The following is a 15787-nucleotide window of genomic DNA, read 5'->3' on the forward strand; positions in this document are numbered from 1 at the left end:
TTTAACGGACAAAGATTTTTAACTAAATTTGCTCTGTAAATAATCTAGGTTCTTGTTGAATAAGTTTCCTCTTGGCTTCCCACTCATGTAATTTGCTTCATAGTTTCTAAAAACAAGCCTAAAAATATTCACCACTCATTAAAAAAACACTTATGTACCAAAGAGGCTGACATACCCTATATCACCACTCTAAAGGATGGTATTTTACGGCATACTTATAATTTTAATCTGTTTACACCAAAGTTTCCATAAATTTAACAGGCTCTCCTTGTGAAGGTGTGACAATTTCACCTTCCCACATAACGCGCATACCACGGATAATAGTCCCAACAGGCCAACCTTTAACTTTTTGACCATCATAAGGTGTCCAACCGGCGCGAGAACCAATTAAGCTATTCGTAATAATTTCCTCTCGCTTAAGATCAACAATGGTTAAATCAGCATCAAACCCAACAGCAATGCGCCCTTTACAACTTATACCAAAAATACGACTAGGGCCATGTGAAGTGAGATCAACAAAACGTTCAAGAGATATTTTTCCTGCATTCACATGTGTCAACATAATTGCTGCTGTTGTTTGCACGCCTGTCATACCTGAAGGTGAAGAGGGATAAGGTTGAAGTTTTTCTTCAAGAGTATGAGGCGCATGATCTGAACCTAAGACATCAATAATTCCTTGTTGAACACCGTACCAAAGAGCGTCACGGTGGCGCGGCTCACGAATAGGCGGATTCATCTGAATTAATGTACCAAACTTCTTATAATCATCAGCCGTGAGCGTCAAATGATGTTGTGTCACTTCAATTGTTGCAACATCCTTATGTTTTTTTAGAAAATCAATTTCTTCTTCTGTCGAAAGATGTAACACATGAATCCGAGCCTTCGTCTCATGAGCAATTTTTACCAAACGCTGCGTACATTTTAATGCCGCAACTTCATCACGCCAAATCGGATGTGACGATGCATCCCCTTCAATACGCAATATTTTACGCTCTTTGAGCCTCGCCTCATCTTCAGAATGAAAAGCCGCACGACGGCGTGTATTCTTCAAAATAAGGCGTACACTTTCATCATCATCAACCAAAAGATCACCGGTAGAGGACCCCATAAAAACTTTAATTCCAGCCGCACCAGGAAGTCTTTCTAATTCAGATAGTTCATGAGCATTTTCACGCGTTCCTCCAACCCAAAATGCAAAATCACAATGCATTCGATGAAATGCGCGTTGAACCTTATCGCTTAATGTTTCTTCTGATGTTGTCAATGGATTGGTATTAGGCATTTCAAAAACTGCCGTAACACCCCCTAACACAGCAGAATACGAGCCACTTTCCAAATCCTCCTTATATTCATTTCCTGGCTCACGAAAATGCACTTGGCTATCAATAACTCCTGGTAAAATATGAAGCCCCGTACAATCAATGACCTCACTAGCCGATGCACATGTAAGGTCGCCTATTTCAGCAATACGACCATTTGTAATACCAATATCACGCTTGCTTCTTCCATCATGATTCACAAGTGTTGCACCTTTAAAAATTGTATCAAATGTTTTAAACATAACCACGCTCCTTACATATTGCTCACTTATCGATTATGTAACTTTGAGCAGAAAGGCAAGAACCATGATTGAAAAACAAAATGCCATTTGCTTAAAAAACCGCGGGCTTATTCAAATTACAGGTGAAGAAGCAACAGATTTTCTACAATCCCTGATCACGACAGATGTAAAAAAAATCAGTCCACAGGAACTTTTCCCTGGAGCCCTTTTATCCCCACAAGGAAAGGTTCTTGCTGATTTTCTTATCGGAAAAAAAGAAGATGGTTACTTGATTGATATCAGAATGCCTTTAGCTGATACGCTCCATAAGCGTCTGTTGCTCTATAAGCTGCGCAAAAAAGTAGAAATTACACAACCATTCCAAGAGCTTGTTACAGTTTCTTTGAATAATGAATCAGATGCTTTAAATTTTGATTCAAGTTTTGTTGATAAACGCTTCCCACAACAAGAAAAAATAATACGAATCTATGGCAAAAAACCTTTTTTGACTTCAGAATATCATGACACATGGAATCAATTGCGTATCCGTTATGCAATTGCGGAAAGTGATCAAGACTATGAAATTGGCAAAGTCTTTCCTCATGATATTAATTACGATCAAATCAATGGACTTGCATTCAATAAAGGATGTTATATTGGACAAGAAATTGTTTCACGAATGCACCACCGCCGTGCAGCACGTCGCCGTATTTTTATTGTAAAAGGCCAGTGTAAATTAACCCCTCAATCTAGCATTGAAGCAGGAACAAAAGTGCTTGGCTACTTGGGAACATGTGTAGAAAATGAGGCTCTTGCTTTAATGCGTATTGACCACGTCAAAGATGCTATGGATCATAACATCCCCTTTACTGTAAAAAACATTCCTGTCACTATAAGCATTGCTGAAAATATGAATTTTACCTTTCCTGAAAATACTATAGAAAACACTCATGGCTAAAGCTGAATTATTAAAAAATGGAGAAGCCCGCGCTTGGCAAAGAATGCTCTCTGGAAGGCGACTTGATCTTCTCAACCCTTCTCCTTTTGATGTTGAAATTGAAGATATTGCCCATGGACTTGCTCGCGTAGCACGTTGGAACGGTCAAACACGAGGAGAGCATGCCTATTCTGTTGCACAACATTCACTTTTGGTTGAACAAATATTTCAAAAACTTTTTCCACAATCGGGAAGCAATGAATGTCTTTATACCCTTCTTCATGATGCTCCAGAATATGTCATCGGCGATATGATTTCCCCTTTTAAAGCTGTCATAGGAAAACAATATGAACGCGTTGAAAAGCGCATCCAAGATGCTATCCACATGCGCTTTTCTCTTCCCGTTGATCTTTCTCAAAAACTTTTAAAAAAAATTAAACAAGCCGACCGTATTGCTGCCTATTATGAAGCGATTACGCTTGCTGGATTTAATACAGAAGAAGCCCTTCACTATTTTGGCTCTCCCAATAATATTCTACCCGATGATCTTAATTTATCCCCTTATTCTACACAACACATTGAAAACGCATTTTTAACGCGCTTTAATGACTTAGATGCCCAAAGATTATAGACTCTTCGCATTGTTGATTCCTTGTCATTACAGACTCATCACACTGACTTATAATAATAATTCATTGTTTTTTCATTTTGAATGAGAGCTCCTAATATCGTAAGCTTCACTCATTTCAAATCTGTTTATATTGAATCAATCAAAATCATTCTCTTGCACACCACAAGCGGGGCTGGCGTGTGGGTAAAATTTTTTAAAGAAAGAGTTAAAATGCTTCTTATGAACCATCTCAAGTGCTAAGCGCTGTCGCAGCATTGAAAATTGGCAAAGTGTGTGATGATGCCGGCTTGCTTTCTTATGAAGCGTAAAGACGGGAGTGCTCTATAAATTTTATACACTTCATAAGGGACTTACCACTATATTATTCACGAACGCCGTAGCGAAATAGGATTGGGTGCCTTAAGAAAGCTCTCTTTAAAAAAGCACGTGAATTAGCGACCCAATGGCGTTCTGTTTTGCATGAGAGGCGTGACTCCATTCAAGAAATGGAAAAAATCACAGCTCAAATTGTATACAAAATATATTAAATAATGCACATTTATTATCAAAACAACAAATGTTCTCTTGTCAAACCTTTCATCTTAAACTGAAGTTTATTTTAGTTTATAAACTTCATTATCCGCTGGGAAAGCACGAGATGTGACATCCTCTGCATAATTCTTTATTGCAGTTTCCATGGCTTGTTCAAGGTCTCCATAACGGCGTACAAATTTTGGCACATGAGAACCATAGCCCAACATATCTTCCATAACCAATACTTGTCCATCACATTGATTAGACGCCCCTATACCGATCGTAGGGATAGAAAGCTTATTTGTCAGTTTCACCGCTAAAGGTTCGACAATCCCTTCTAAAACAACAGCAAAAGCACCTGCCTCTTCAATCGCTGCTCCATCTGCTTCAATTCTTTGCCAATCATTCTCCTTGCGTCCTTGTGTTTTGAAGCCACCAAAACGATTCACCGCCTGGGGTGTAAGACCAATGTGCCCCATCACTGGAATGCCACGTTTACACAAAAAATCTATTGTTTCTGCTATATAAACACCCCCTTCAAGCTTAACTGCACCACACCCCGTTTGAGCAAGAATACGCGATGCATTAAAAAAAGCTTGTTCTGGACTTTCTTCATAAGAACCAAAAGGCATATCAATAACCACAAGAGCTTTTTGAGATCCACGCACCACGGCTTTCCCGTGTAAAATCATCATATCTAAATTAACAGGAAGCGTTGTCTCAAACCCATACACAACCATCCCAACGCTATCACCAACCAAAAGGATATCGCAATATGGATCAGCAATCCGCGCAGTATAAGCTTGATAAGCTGTTAAAGAAACAATTGGCTGTTGTCCCTTTCTTGCACGTATTTCGGAAGATGTTATACGCTTTACGGTTTTATGTACACTCATTTTCCACCCTTCTCTTGCAATATATATTGATCAATCAGCCTTACCTCACCAAAGCGGACAGTAAGAAGTAAAACTGCTGGTTTATTCAATGTTCCTCTAATCACGCATAAATTTTCCATATCCCGTAAATCTATCGCTTCAATGATTGCACGCGTTTCTTGTTGTAAAATATCATGAACAGTTTTGCATAATTTATCAACCGACCGTTCACCTTCATGGTAAAGCTTTTCAGCAGCTTTTCCACTTTCAGGAAGAATTTTGGCAGCTTTACGATCTTCTAATGTTAAAAGCTGATTGCGTGAAGAACAAGCTACACCATCTGACTCCCGTAGAATAGGAACTCCAACGATTTCAATAGGAAAAGCCAAATCTTCAACCATACGCCGAATAATTAAAATTTGTTGAAAATCTTTTTCCCCAAAAAAAGCCTTATCTGGTTGGACAATGTTAAAAAGTTTAGCAACAACGCTTGTTACACCACAAAAGTGCCCTGGACGTAATTTTCCCATCAAAATACGTGATAATTTTTTCACTTGTACAATTGTGTCATTTCCTGGTGGCCACATTTCATCTACAGAAGGAGCAAAAACACATTCAACACCTGCTTCTTTTAACAAAGCACAATCGCCCTTCAAATCTCTTGGATATTGAGAAAAATCTTCATGAGGTCCAAATTGCTTTGGATTGACAAAAATAGAAACTACTACGCGATCACACATTGCTCTTGCATACTGTACTAATGCAAGATGACCATCATGCAATGCCCCCATTGTTGGAACAAAACCAATCGAAAAACCTAAACGTCGTTCCTCTGAAGTATATTGGCGAACTTCAGCAATTGTCTTTAAAATTCTCATTTTCCCATTCAATTATCATCAGATCAACAAATTAATGCCTGTACACCAAATTGGCGCTCAAACAATTGTATCAAATTCATGCGCACTGACGGCTGCTTTATATCTCGTGGCTCCCAGACATGACGCATAAGAAAAAAACCCGTCAGTATAAAACCATTTATTATATCACTAAAATCAGCAGGACGAGTCATTCTTTGTACAAGAAACTGTGGTAGAATAAGAAGTTTTTTTTTCCAAGGTTCTCCTGCTTCTTCACAGACAGCCCGACCAGATTTTGGTGATACGTAATGAAGCCTTTCCTGACGACCTGTTGCAGCACAACAAGATAAATCAAGACCAAAACCAAGTTCTTCAAGAAGCCGCATTTCAAAACGTACAAGCAATTCTGCATTTACAAATGGTTCATCAAAATTCTGCATAAAAAGGTGTAAAATATCATATAAAATGGGGTGCGGATCACGTTCGGGAAGAAGCCGCAAATGAAAAGCTATCAATTGCAAAGCATAAAGTGCTTCTGGTAGACAGATTAATCGTGCCGCATGTAAATCAAGAGCTTCAAGCCGAAAAAGTCCCAAATGTTCGTCTAAACGAGCCCACCATTCAGCCTCCACAAAATTTCCAGGTTGAAGAAGAGCTGCCATGCGACGCGAGCGCCCCCCTTTTACCACTCCCATATAACGACCATGTTCACGTGTCATAATCTCAAGAATAACACTTGTTTCACCATATTGGCGCGTACCAAGTATAACGGCTTGTTCTTTCCACTTCATTTTACTTTAATTATTTTTAAAAATCTTATTTTAAAAAATCCAATCCCATTTCACGATAACGTTCTGGATCGGTATCCCAATTATCGCGCACTTTCACAAAGAGAAAAAGATGAACCTTTTGATCCATAATTTCCATGAGTTCTTTACGTGCTGCTTGACCAATCGCTTTAATTGTATCGCCTTTTGCTCCTAAGACAATTTTTTTCTGACTCTCACGCTCGACATAAATAACTTGATTAATTTTAACGGAACCATCTGAACGCTCTTCCCAGTTTTCTGTTTCAACCGTTGAGGAATAAGGAAGTTCATCATGAAGACGAAGAAAAAGTTTTTCACGCGTAATTTCAGCAGCAAGATGACGCATAGGCATATCAGAAATTTGATCTTCCGGATAATACCATGGTCCTTCCTGCATCATGTTACTCAACGCATGAAGTAAATCCTTGCAACCAGAACCGTTTAGAGCAGAAATCATAAATGTTTGCGCAAACTTTACACGTTCATTTATTTTAGTGGTTAACGCTAGAAGAGATGATTTAACAACTGTATCAACCTTATTAAGAACAAGAACTTTTTCTTGTTTCATATTGTTTACAATATCTAACATCATATCAACTTCATCCGAAAGACCACTTTGAGCGTCAATTAAAACAAGCAGAACATCAGCGCTCTTAGCCCCTCCCCAAGCAGCAGAGACCATGGCTCGTTCTAAGCGCTTATGGGGACGAAAAACACCCGGTGTATCGACCAACACAATTTGCACATCATCATGAATGACAATACCGCGGATTAAAGTTCGTGTTGTTTGTACCTTATGTGTTACAATTGAAACCTTTGTTCCAACCAATTGATTAACCAATGTCGATTTACCGGCATTAGGCATCCCAATAAGCACAACAAACCCAGAACGCGTTTTCATAACGTCACTCATGATTATTTTTTCCCACTGTTTTCCATACACCCTCTCGTCGCAAAATTTTTTCAGCTGCCATTCTTTCAGCATATCTTTTGGAGCTTCCCTGCCCAATCTCTGAAGCAAACCCAGAAATACTGACCTCTACCATAAAAACAGGATCGTGATCTGGACCTGAACGTTTTATAACCTGATAATGTGGTTGTGCATTGCCTTGGATATGCGCCCATTCCTGTAATTCTGTCTTGGCATCACGTCGACCAGCATCCATTTTCTTTGCCCTACTTTGCCAATATTTTTGAATAAAAGGGCGAACACTTTCCAATCCTCCATCGAGATATATTACGGCAATCAAAGCTTCCACGACATCTGCATGCATATTGATAAGTCGACGCCCCTCAAAATTTTTCATCTCAAAACCAACACGGATCATATCAGGAAGTCTCATTTCACGCGCAATATCAGCACATGTCTGTGCATTGACCAGATGATTTAAACGGACTGATAATTCACCTTCACTTGCCTGAGGAAAAAGTTGATACAGCATCTCTGCAATCAAAAGCCCTAAAACCCGATCCCCTAGAAACTCTAGTCGTTCATAATTCCCCTGTTCCGAATCTTGTACACTCGAGTGTGTTAATGCCTTCTTTAACCTCTCTTCATCTTTAAAACGATGCCCCGTCAGCTTGAAAAGCTGATCAATCATGAGACGTTTCATCGTTGTTTCCTTGCTTGATAAGCGGCAAATCATGAACCGTATTTATGAAAGAAAACAAACGTTTCCAACGCACATCAAATGGCCAACGCCAAATCTGCCAAGCACTTGAACCATTACTGATAGAAAAGAAAATCACGCTCGCGCGACCAATAAGATTTTCTTCTGGAACATAGCCTACATCTAAACGACTATCATCTGAATTGTCGCGGTTATCCCCCATCATAAAGTAATGTCCCTGAGGAACTTCAAAGACTTCTGTATCATCAACTTTCGGGATGAAAGCTAAATCAAGTGTATCATAACTGACACCGTTAGGCATTGTCTCGCGATAAACCTCAACAGGATAGTTCACTTCCGTTATATCAGAATTATCAATCTCCCCCATAAAGTGACGTGAAACAGCCTCATCATTAATATAAAGGACACTTTGACGGACTTGTATACGATCACCTGGTAGCCCAACGACGCGTTTTATATAATCAATCTTCGGATTACTTGGTAAGCGAAAAACGACCACATCTCCACGTTGAGGTTGAGATGCCCAAATCCGTCCAGAAAAAAGAGGAGGAGAAAAGGGGATGGAAAAACGAGAATACCCATATGCATACTTAGAAACAAACAGATAATCTCCCACCAACAAAGTAGGACGCATTGAACCGGAAGGAATACTAAACGGCTGGAAAAAAAGTGTCCGAATAAACGCTGCTAAAAGTAGAGCCTGTATTAAAACAGAAATAAATTCACGAAGCCCACCTTTTTTTTCTTTTTTATGCACTTTATCTTTTTGGATCATCACCAACTGCCTTCTCATCACAGATATAATTTTTTTCATCATAATATTCAAATAACAAAAGCACAATCTCTCACGCCATCTATCCACGTGGAAGTGCTTCGATAATAATAAATGCCTGTGCCCAAGGAAAATCATCTGTTATACTAAGATGAATAACTGCATCATGATGAGGAGGTAATAACTTTTGAAGTTGTATTTGCGCACGATTTGTTAATTGCATTATTGGTTTACCAGATGGCAAATTGACTACCCCCATGTCTTTCCAATTGATACCACAAGCGATTCCCGTTCCTAAGGCTTTAGCACATGCTTCTTTAGCAGCAAATCTTTTTGCATAGGAAGAGGAGCTTTTTTTGAGATTTTCAGATCTATTTCTTTCAATATCCGTAAAAATACGTTGGATAAAACGCTCACCATAACGAACCAACATTTTCTCAATACGTCGTATATCAACCAGATCATTTCCAAGACCAATAATCATAAGATATTACCCGATCTTTCTTACGATGAGCGCTTCTTTAAACGCCTTTTTTTATAATCTTTTGATATCGCTTTTGTTTAAAACGAACCGTTGCTCTGTAAACACCTATATAAGATAAACCACCAAAAACAATACCTAAAAGAGTTCCCCCTAAAATCATAGGACTCATAATTGTGTCCCATGCGCCTTTAAAGAGGAGAGAGAGATTTGACAATGTCAAACCATTAAATAGAGCACGAATTTGCGAAAGAGAAATCTCTTTGACATCGCTAAAAAGTGATAAACAAAAATACCCTACTTTATAATCAGCCATGACAATCAATAAAAATGTGAGTGGATTAGAAAAAATTGTCCCAATGATTGCGGCAGCAAAGTTTGCACGCAAAAGCCAAGAAAAAAATATTGCCAAAATAATATGCAGCCCAAAGAAAGGTGAACAAGCTAAAAAAACGCCAACAGCAACCCCTAATGCTACTTCATGCGGTGTTGCTGATATACGCAAAATACGTTTATGTATGTAGCAAAATGAGCGAGAAAATGAACGACGTGGCCATAACCAAAGTCGAATACGCGTTACAAAATCTATTGGTTTTCGACGACGAAAAAGCATATGACTCTCAATATACATCTTTTGATGATGAAATAATCTATATCATCCAAATTAATCTTTTTAAGCTTTTGCACAAAAAAAATAGAACGACAATTAAATATTTCGACTGCCTGGTTTAATCGCGGGAAGAACAGAAAGCTCTGCAGGAAGTGCATCACTAGCATAAGAGGTTATCTCGTATTCAGCAAGCGCAATCAATGGAACTCCAACATTGACCTTACCACCAGAACGATCAAGGATACATGCACTGGCCAATACCTCTGCTCCTGCTGCAACAAGCGCTTCAACAGTCTCACGAATGGAAAGACCCGTTGTTACAATATCTTCAACAATAACAACCCGTGCACCCTTCTTGATTTCAAAACGACGCAATTCAAAGATGCCATTTACACGCTCTACCCAAAGAGAAGGAACACCAAGGTGACGTGAAGTTTCATAGGAAGGAATAAGACCGCCAATTGCGGGACCAACAACATAGTCAATTTTTCCCTCAATAGATTTTTTGATTTTTTCAGCCAATCCACGACATAACTTTTCCGTCAAGTCAGCATGCATGAATACTTTCGCTTTTTGCATATAAGTCGCACTATGGCGCCCCGATGTTAAAATAAAATGCCCTTCTAGAATAGCATCTGCTTGTTTAAAAATATCAATGACATCTTGTGTATTCATTGCAAAATCTTTCTTTTTATCCATGAACCCGCCGTACTGTACTTACTGAACCTGCCTTTTTTAACTGAGAAAAAATACGATTCAAATGTTTTAAATCCCACACTTCCAAATCAATCATAATTTCTGTAAAATCTGGTGCTGTACGGATAAAAGATAAATTTTGGATATTGGCATCGTTAGCAGAAATTATTTGTGTAATTTCAGCCAAAGAACCAGGACTATTTACAACTAAAATATTCATCCGTGCAGGAAAACGTTCATTCATTTGGGCATCAATATCCCAGCGGACATCAATCCATCGTTCTGGTTGATCATCATACGCCATCAAAGCTGAAGACTGGATTGGATAAATAACGATCCCAGCTCCTGGCTGCATAATACCAACAATCCGATCTCCAGGTACTGCTCCTTCCGGTGAAAAACGTACGGGTATATCTCCACGGGTTCCTCTAATAGGCAAGGCTTTAGATTGATGATTCTCGACCATTCCATTCTTTTCATTTTCTGGAACTTTAAAAATCATACCTTGAGCATTTTCAATATTAAACCAACCTTCTTCCCCAGGCTTAAAAGATGACTTTTGTACCACACGGTGATCTTGATAATCAGGATAAACCGCTTTAATCACATCAGCGGAAAACAGCTCTCCACGCCCAACAGCAGCCAATACATCCTCTACATCTTTACGTGCTAAACGTGGCAAAACTTTCTTCAAAAGGTCTTTTGAAAATTGCTTTCCCATATATTCAAATGAACGCTCTAGAATACGATATCCTAAACCCGAATATTGTTTACGTACCGCTGCACGACTTGCTCGTCGAATAGCTGAACGTGCTTTACCCGTGACAACAAGAAATTCCCATGCTGCTGGCGGAATTTGAGCGTGTGAGCGAATAATATCAACCTCATCACCATTTTTTAATTTGGTCATTAAAGGCATAATACGACCATTGATTTTTACACCAACACAAGAATCACCGATATCTGTATGGACGGCATAAGCAAAATCAATAGGCGTAGCTCCTTTAGGAAAAGCAATTAATCGACCTTTCGGCGTAAAACAAAAAACTTGGTCTTGAAAAAGCTCAAGTTTTGTATGTTCTAAAAACTCTTCTGGATTATCTCCATCAGACAAAGATTGTATCGTTTGACGCAACCATGCATAGGCATTCGTTTCACTTGATAACTTCACAGTCGAATAATTGGAGCCGTGCTCTTTATATATGGAATGAGCAGCAACCCCATATTCAGCAACTTCATCCATAGCAGCCGTTCTAATTTGCAACTCAACACGTTGTCTTGAAGGACCAACAATTGTTGTATGAATAGAACGATAATCATTTTGCTTTGGTATAGAGATATAATCTTTAAAACGACCAGGAACCATTGGCCATGTCGTATGAATGACACCAAGAGCACGATAACAATCATTCACGGACTCAACAATCACACGAAATCCAAAAATATCCGATAATTGTTCAAAAGATAATGCTTTACTTTCCATTTTGCGAAAGACTGAATAAGATTTTTTCTGACGGCTTTTAACATCTGCTTTAATGCCATGCTCGAAAAAAAGTTTTGTCAATTCATTTTCAATTGTGGAAAGCAAATCACGGTTGTGTTTCAATAATTCAGAAAGTCGATTGGTAATCGTACGATAACCTTCTGGATTTAAATAAAAGAAAGAGAGATCCTCTAATTCCTCACGCATATCCTGCATACCCATACGACCTGCAAGTGGCGCATAGATATCCATCGTCTCCTCAGCAATTCGCCGACGTTTATCATCACGCATAACACCAAGGGTACGCATATTATGAAGACGATCAGCAAGTTTGACTAAAAGAACACGAACATCATCAGAAATAGCTATAAGAAGTTTACGAAGATTTTCTGCTTGTACGGCTTTCTTTGATACAAGATCAAGCTTATTAAGCTTTGTAAGCCCTTCAACCAACTTTCCAATTTCAGAACCAAAAAGCTGATCAATTTCTGCTCGTGTAGCGCTTGTATCTTCAATTGTATCATGCAAAAGAGCAACAGCAATCGTTGCCTCGTCCAACCGCATATCTGTCAAAATAGCAGCAACTTCTAAAGGATGAGAAAAATAAAGATCACCTGACGCACGCTTTTGATGTGCATGCTTTTTCATTGCATAATCATAGGCCCTGTTTAAAAGAGCCTCATCTACGTCAGACTTGTAACGTTGAACACGTCCAACAAGCTCACACTGACGCATCATACGAGCATATCCTTTATCTTTTCACACCCCTAATCTTTATTGAACACGTCCTATTAATAAAAGACACGAAAAATAATTGCTCCTCACATGACAAAGTATCTTTACCCCTTTAACATAAATTGCTGCAATTAATAATCGTCACTTTTTTCTGGAACAACCAAACCTTCAATACCCGCTAAAAGCTCTTCTTCTGACATATGATCAAATGAAGTACCTTCTTCTTGCGACGACGTATTAAAAACACTTTCAGCTTCACCTGAATGGGTAATAAATCCACTTGCCATTTCTGGCTCATCTACTTCCACATGCTTTTGCAGCGAATGAATAAGGTCTTCCTTTAAATCAGCAGGCGACAATGTTTCTTCTGCTATTTCACGCAAAGCAACAACTGGATTTTTATCATTATCACGATCAACCGTAATCTGCGCTCCTTGTGAAATCTGACGCGCCCGATGACCTGCTAAAAGTACCAATTCAAAGCGGTTGTCAACTTTATCAATACAATCTTCTACCGTTACGCGGGCCATTTATGCCTCTTTCTCAAATAAAAAAATAATAGCGGATAAAGGAGTATATACAATAATCAAAATAAAACACAAGAAAAACAACACAAACTTTTATATTTTTTGATTAAAGAACTTATTTAAAAAAATTCTTGGAAAATTTATAAAAATGTATAACCTATCCATGCTCGTTATCAAAATTTCTTTTAAAAGCATTCCAATAGATTGACTTCAAACAAAGGGAGGTCTTTCTTGACAAAATACTTGTCTGGAGTCCTTATCCTTTTAAAAGGAATACCTGCTGTTTAAACCCTTTGCAATAACAGCAGCCTTATACATACTTTTTATGATAATATCTTCATCTAAAGAGAGAACTTTTTTCTTTGAACGTCATGTGTATCGCACTCTTATTCATCGAATAAATTACTGAAAAATGACCTCTCTTTACACAATAATGAGCAATAAGTTTATATTAAACTTTCTTCTAAAAAAGTTTATTTATATTCATTATAGATTGTTTATCAAAACATAACCCGTCATATACGCTATAAAGACTCAAAAAATAGAAAAACGATTGATGCCTAACACCATGAATAGCCAATTAACATCACTGTGCCCAGAACCACCCAAAAATTGCAATTTATGTCCGAGGCTTCATCAATTTATCGCTGGCTGGCGTGCAAAAGAACCAAGTTGGTATAACGCACCGGTGCGCCCATTCTTTCCTTATAAAGGGCCAGATACAACACGCCTTCTTATTGTTGGGCTTGCTCCTGGATTACGCGGAGCAAATCGAACTGGACGTCCATTTACTGGTGATTATGCTGGGCACTTACTTTATTCAACTTTAAAAAAGTTTGGTTTTGCCCAAGGAACCTTTGAAGAAAGAGCAGACGATACTCTTGAACTTATTGATGCAGCAATTGTTAACTCTGTTCGTTGTGTTCCACCAGAAAATAAACCCACCGGTGCAGAAATTAACACGTGCCGCTATTTCTTCTCACCTCTTTTAACAAATCTTCCCAAACTTAAAGCCGTTATTACCTTAGGCACCATTGCGCACCATTCAACGATACGTGCCCTTAATGCAAAAGTTTTAGCTCACCCTTTTGGACACGGCGAAATCAATAACATCGGCAGATTACGCATCTTTTCGAGCTATCACTGTTCTCGTTATAATACAAATACTGGACGTTTGACAGACGCCATGTTTCATCAAATCTTTCAAGCAGCAAAAACATACTTAAATCAATGCTAAAACTGTTTTAAACAGTGCTATGAATAAAGAATATCTAGATCGCATCCATTAGCCATACCTTTTTAAAAGTCTTGCTTTTTCACGTCCCCAATCGCGTTTTTTTTCCGTTTCGCGCTTATCATGAAGCTTTTTCCCTCGCGCTAGAGCGATCTCCAACTTAACGCGCCCTCGTTCATTAAAATAAAGTTTGAGAGGAACAAGTGTCATTCCTTCACGAGACGTTGCATTAAAAAAACGTGCCATCTCACGTTTTGAAAGTAATAATTTGCGCAAACGTCGTGGTTCATGATTAAAACGATTAGCCTGCGTATATTCAGGAATATAGCTGTTTACTAACCATAATTCCCCATTCTCAAAACTCGCATAGCTTTCAGCAATATTGGCATGATTAGAACGTAAGGACTTCACTTCCGCTCCCTGAAGGACAAGACCAGCCTCGAGATTATTAAGGATTTCAAAATTAAAACGTGCTTTACGATTGTCAGCAATTATTTTCCGTACGGGCGCGTTCTTTTTTTTATTCATGGCTTTGTCAATATCATTTTATGCTTTTAAAAGACCAGCATGACTGAGGGCTGCATCAATAATCTTCTTTGTTCTTTCTGTTAATGGAACAATAGGAGAACGCACAGTATCACCACAAAATCCTAATTTTGCAGCAGCATATTTAATACCTGCTGGACTAGGTTCAATAAATACAGCACGATTAAGAGGCATCAAGCGATCATTTAATTCTCGTGCTGTTTTATAATCACCACGAAAACAAGCGGCTTGAAGCTCTGCACAAAGCTTTGGAGCAACATTAGAGGAAACTGAAATACACCCCATACCTCCATGTGCATTAAAACCTAACGCCGTACAATCATCACCGGAAAGCTGCACAAAATCTTTTCCACACTTTTCACCTTGTTCACTAACGCGCTCAATTCTGCTCGTTGCATCCTTAACACCAATGATATTGTTAAAATCTTGATAAAGGTCTTTCATCGTTTCTACAGCCATATCGATAATAGAACGACCAGGAATATTATAAATTATAATTGGAATAGAAACAGCTTTGGCAATGGAAGAAAAGTGCTTGTATAAACCAGATTGATTTGGTCTATTATAATAGGGAGTGACAACCAAAACTGCATCTGCACCAGCTTTTTGCGCGTATTGTGCAAGCTCTACGGCCTCACTTGTGCTATTTGATCCCGCTCCAGCAACAACAGGAACACGCTTTGCAACCTGCTCAACACACAATTCTATAATCCGCTTATGTTCTTCATGACTTAACGTTGCTGATTCACCTGTTGTCCCAACAGGGCTTACACCGTTAATCCCTTGTGTGATCTGCCATTCAACAAAATCACAAAACGCCTTCTCATCAATCGCGCCCTTGTTATCAAACGGTGTGATAAGCGCAGTTATAGCTCCCTTGAGCATGATAAACTCCCTATAATGTTTGCTT

General features: G+C 38.7%; 17 protein-coding genes. 3 read left to right on the top strand and 14 right to left on the bottom strand.

What is annotated here, in order from left to right:
• Window positions 1-232: 232 nt before the first annotated feature.
• The gene (locus ACFIO5_RS01685) at window positions 233-1561 is read right to left on the bottom strand and encodes a dihydroorotase (RefSeq protein WP_375701133.1); all 1329 of its coding nucleotides are present in this window, start codon (window positions 1559-1561) and stop codon (window positions 233-235) included.
• Window positions 1562-1625: 64 nt separating this feature from the next.
• On the opposite strand from ACFIO5_RS01685, the gene ygfZ reads away from it, so the two are divergent.
• Both ygfZ and ACFIO5_RS01695 read left to right on the top strand, forming a co-directional pair.
• Window positions 1626-2498, top strand: a complete 873-nt coding sequence (ygfZ, locus tag ACFIO5_RS01690; RefSeq protein ID WP_375634152.1) for a CAF17-like 4Fe-4S cluster assembly/insertion protein YgfZ — start codon at window positions 1626-1628, stop codon at window positions 2496-2498.
• A complete protein-coding gene (locus tag ACFIO5_RS01695) occupies window positions 2491-3108 on the top strand; it encodes a YfbR-like 5'-deoxynucleotidase (RefSeq protein ID WP_375634154.1) in 618 nt (205 codons plus the stop codon). Before ygfZ ends, ACFIO5_RS01695 begins: the two co-directional genes overlap by 8 nt.
• A gap of 593 nt (window positions 3109-3701) precedes the next feature.
• Here ACFIO5_RS01695 and panB read toward each other — a convergent pair.
• From panB to rpoZ, 11 genes are all read right to left on the bottom strand, one after another.
• Entirely contained in the window at window positions 3702-4517 is an 816-nt protein-coding gene (panB, locus tag ACFIO5_RS01700; RefSeq protein ID WP_375634156.1) for a 3-methyl-2-oxobutanoate hydroxymethyltransferase, read from the bottom strand.
• Complete coding sequence (gene panC, locus ACFIO5_RS01705; protein WP_375634313.1) at window positions 4514-5374, bottom strand: pantoate--beta-alanine ligase; 861 nt, start codon at window positions 5372-5374, stop codon at window positions 4514-4516. Before panC ends, panB begins: the two co-directional genes overlap by 4 nt.
• 23 nt (window positions 5375-5397) lie before the next feature.
• Window positions 5398-6144, bottom strand: a complete 747-nt coding sequence (gene recO, locus ACFIO5_RS01710; protein ID WP_375617640.1) for a DNA repair protein RecO — start codon at window positions 6142-6144, stop codon at window positions 5398-5400.
• Window positions 6145-6169: 25 nt separating this feature from the next.
• Window positions 6170-7075, bottom strand: a complete 906-nt coding sequence (gene era / locus ACFIO5_RS01715) for a GTPase Era (protein WP_012754937.1) — start codon at window positions 7073-7075, stop codon at window positions 6170-6172.
• A complete protein-coding gene (gene rnc / locus ACFIO5_RS01720; protein WP_375634160.1) occupies window positions 7068-7775 on the bottom strand; it encodes a ribonuclease III in 708 nt (235 codons plus the stop codon). Before rnc ends, era begins: the two co-directional genes overlap by 8 nt.
• Window positions 7756-8568: a signal peptidase I gene (gene lepB, locus ACFIO5_RS01725; protein WP_375611213.1), complete on the bottom strand. Its 813-nt coding sequence runs from the start codon at window positions 8566-8568 to the stop codon at window positions 7756-7758. Before lepB ends, rnc begins: the two co-directional genes overlap by 20 nt.
• Before the next feature lie 79 nt (window positions 8569-8647).
• Window positions 8648-9049, bottom strand: coding sequence for a holo-ACP synthase (gene acpS / locus ACFIO5_RS01730; RefSeq protein ID WP_375634162.1), 402 nt, complete (start codon window positions 9047-9049; stop codon window positions 8648-8650).
• Window positions 9050-9086: 37 nt separating this feature from the next.
• The gene (locus ACFIO5_RS01735) at window positions 9087-9659 is read right to left on the bottom strand and encodes a DUF2062 domain-containing protein (protein WP_375617637.1); all 573 of its coding nucleotides are present in this window, start codon (window positions 9657-9659) and stop codon (window positions 9087-9089) included.
• 93 nt (window positions 9660-9752) lie between these two features.
• Window positions 9753-10331, bottom strand: a complete 579-nt coding sequence (gene pyrE, locus ACFIO5_RS01740) for an orotate phosphoribosyltransferase (RefSeq protein WP_375634303.1) — start codon at window positions 10329-10331, stop codon at window positions 9753-9755.
• Window positions 10332-10347: 16 nt separating this feature from the next.
• Window positions 10348-12573 (bottom strand): RelA/SpoT family protein, encoded by a 2226-nt coding sequence (locus ACFIO5_RS01745; protein WP_375634164.1) that lies wholly within the window; start codon window positions 12571-12573, stop codon window positions 10348-10350.
• Window positions 12574-12701: 128 nt separating this feature from the next.
• Window positions 12702-13100, bottom strand: a complete 399-nt coding sequence (gene rpoZ / locus ACFIO5_RS01750) for a DNA-directed RNA polymerase subunit omega (protein ID WP_375617635.1) — start codon at window positions 13098-13100, stop codon at window positions 12702-12704.
• A 565-nt stretch (window positions 13101-13665) separates the two neighbouring features.
• Between rpoZ and ACFIO5_RS01755 the strand changes: the two genes are divergently transcribed.
• On the top strand, window positions 13666-14334 hold the full coding sequence (locus tag ACFIO5_RS01755) for a uracil-DNA glycosylase (protein WP_375634305.1): 669 nt from the start codon (window positions 13666-13668) through the stop codon (window positions 14332-14334).
• Window positions 14335-14382: 48 nt separating this feature from the next.
• Here the strand turns inward: ACFIO5_RS01755 and smpB are convergent, their stop codons facing one another.
• Together smpB and dapA are read right to left on the bottom strand one after the other, a co-directional pair.
• Window positions 14383-14859 carry an SsrA-binding protein SmpB gene (gene smpB / locus ACFIO5_RS01760; RefSeq protein WP_012231306.1) on the bottom strand — a complete coding sequence of 159 codons (477 nt, stop codon included), beginning with the start codon at window positions 14857-14859 and terminating at the stop codon, window positions 14383-14385.
• 18 nt (window positions 14860-14877) lie between these two features.
• A complete protein-coding gene (gene dapA, locus ACFIO5_RS01765; protein ID WP_375612952.1) occupies window positions 14878-15762 on the bottom strand; it encodes a 4-hydroxy-tetrahydrodipicolinate synthase in 885 nt (294 codons plus the stop codon).
• Between the last annotated feature and the right edge of the window lie 25 nt (window positions 15763-15787).

This window comes from Bartonella sp. AA86SXKL (assembly GCF_042196885.1).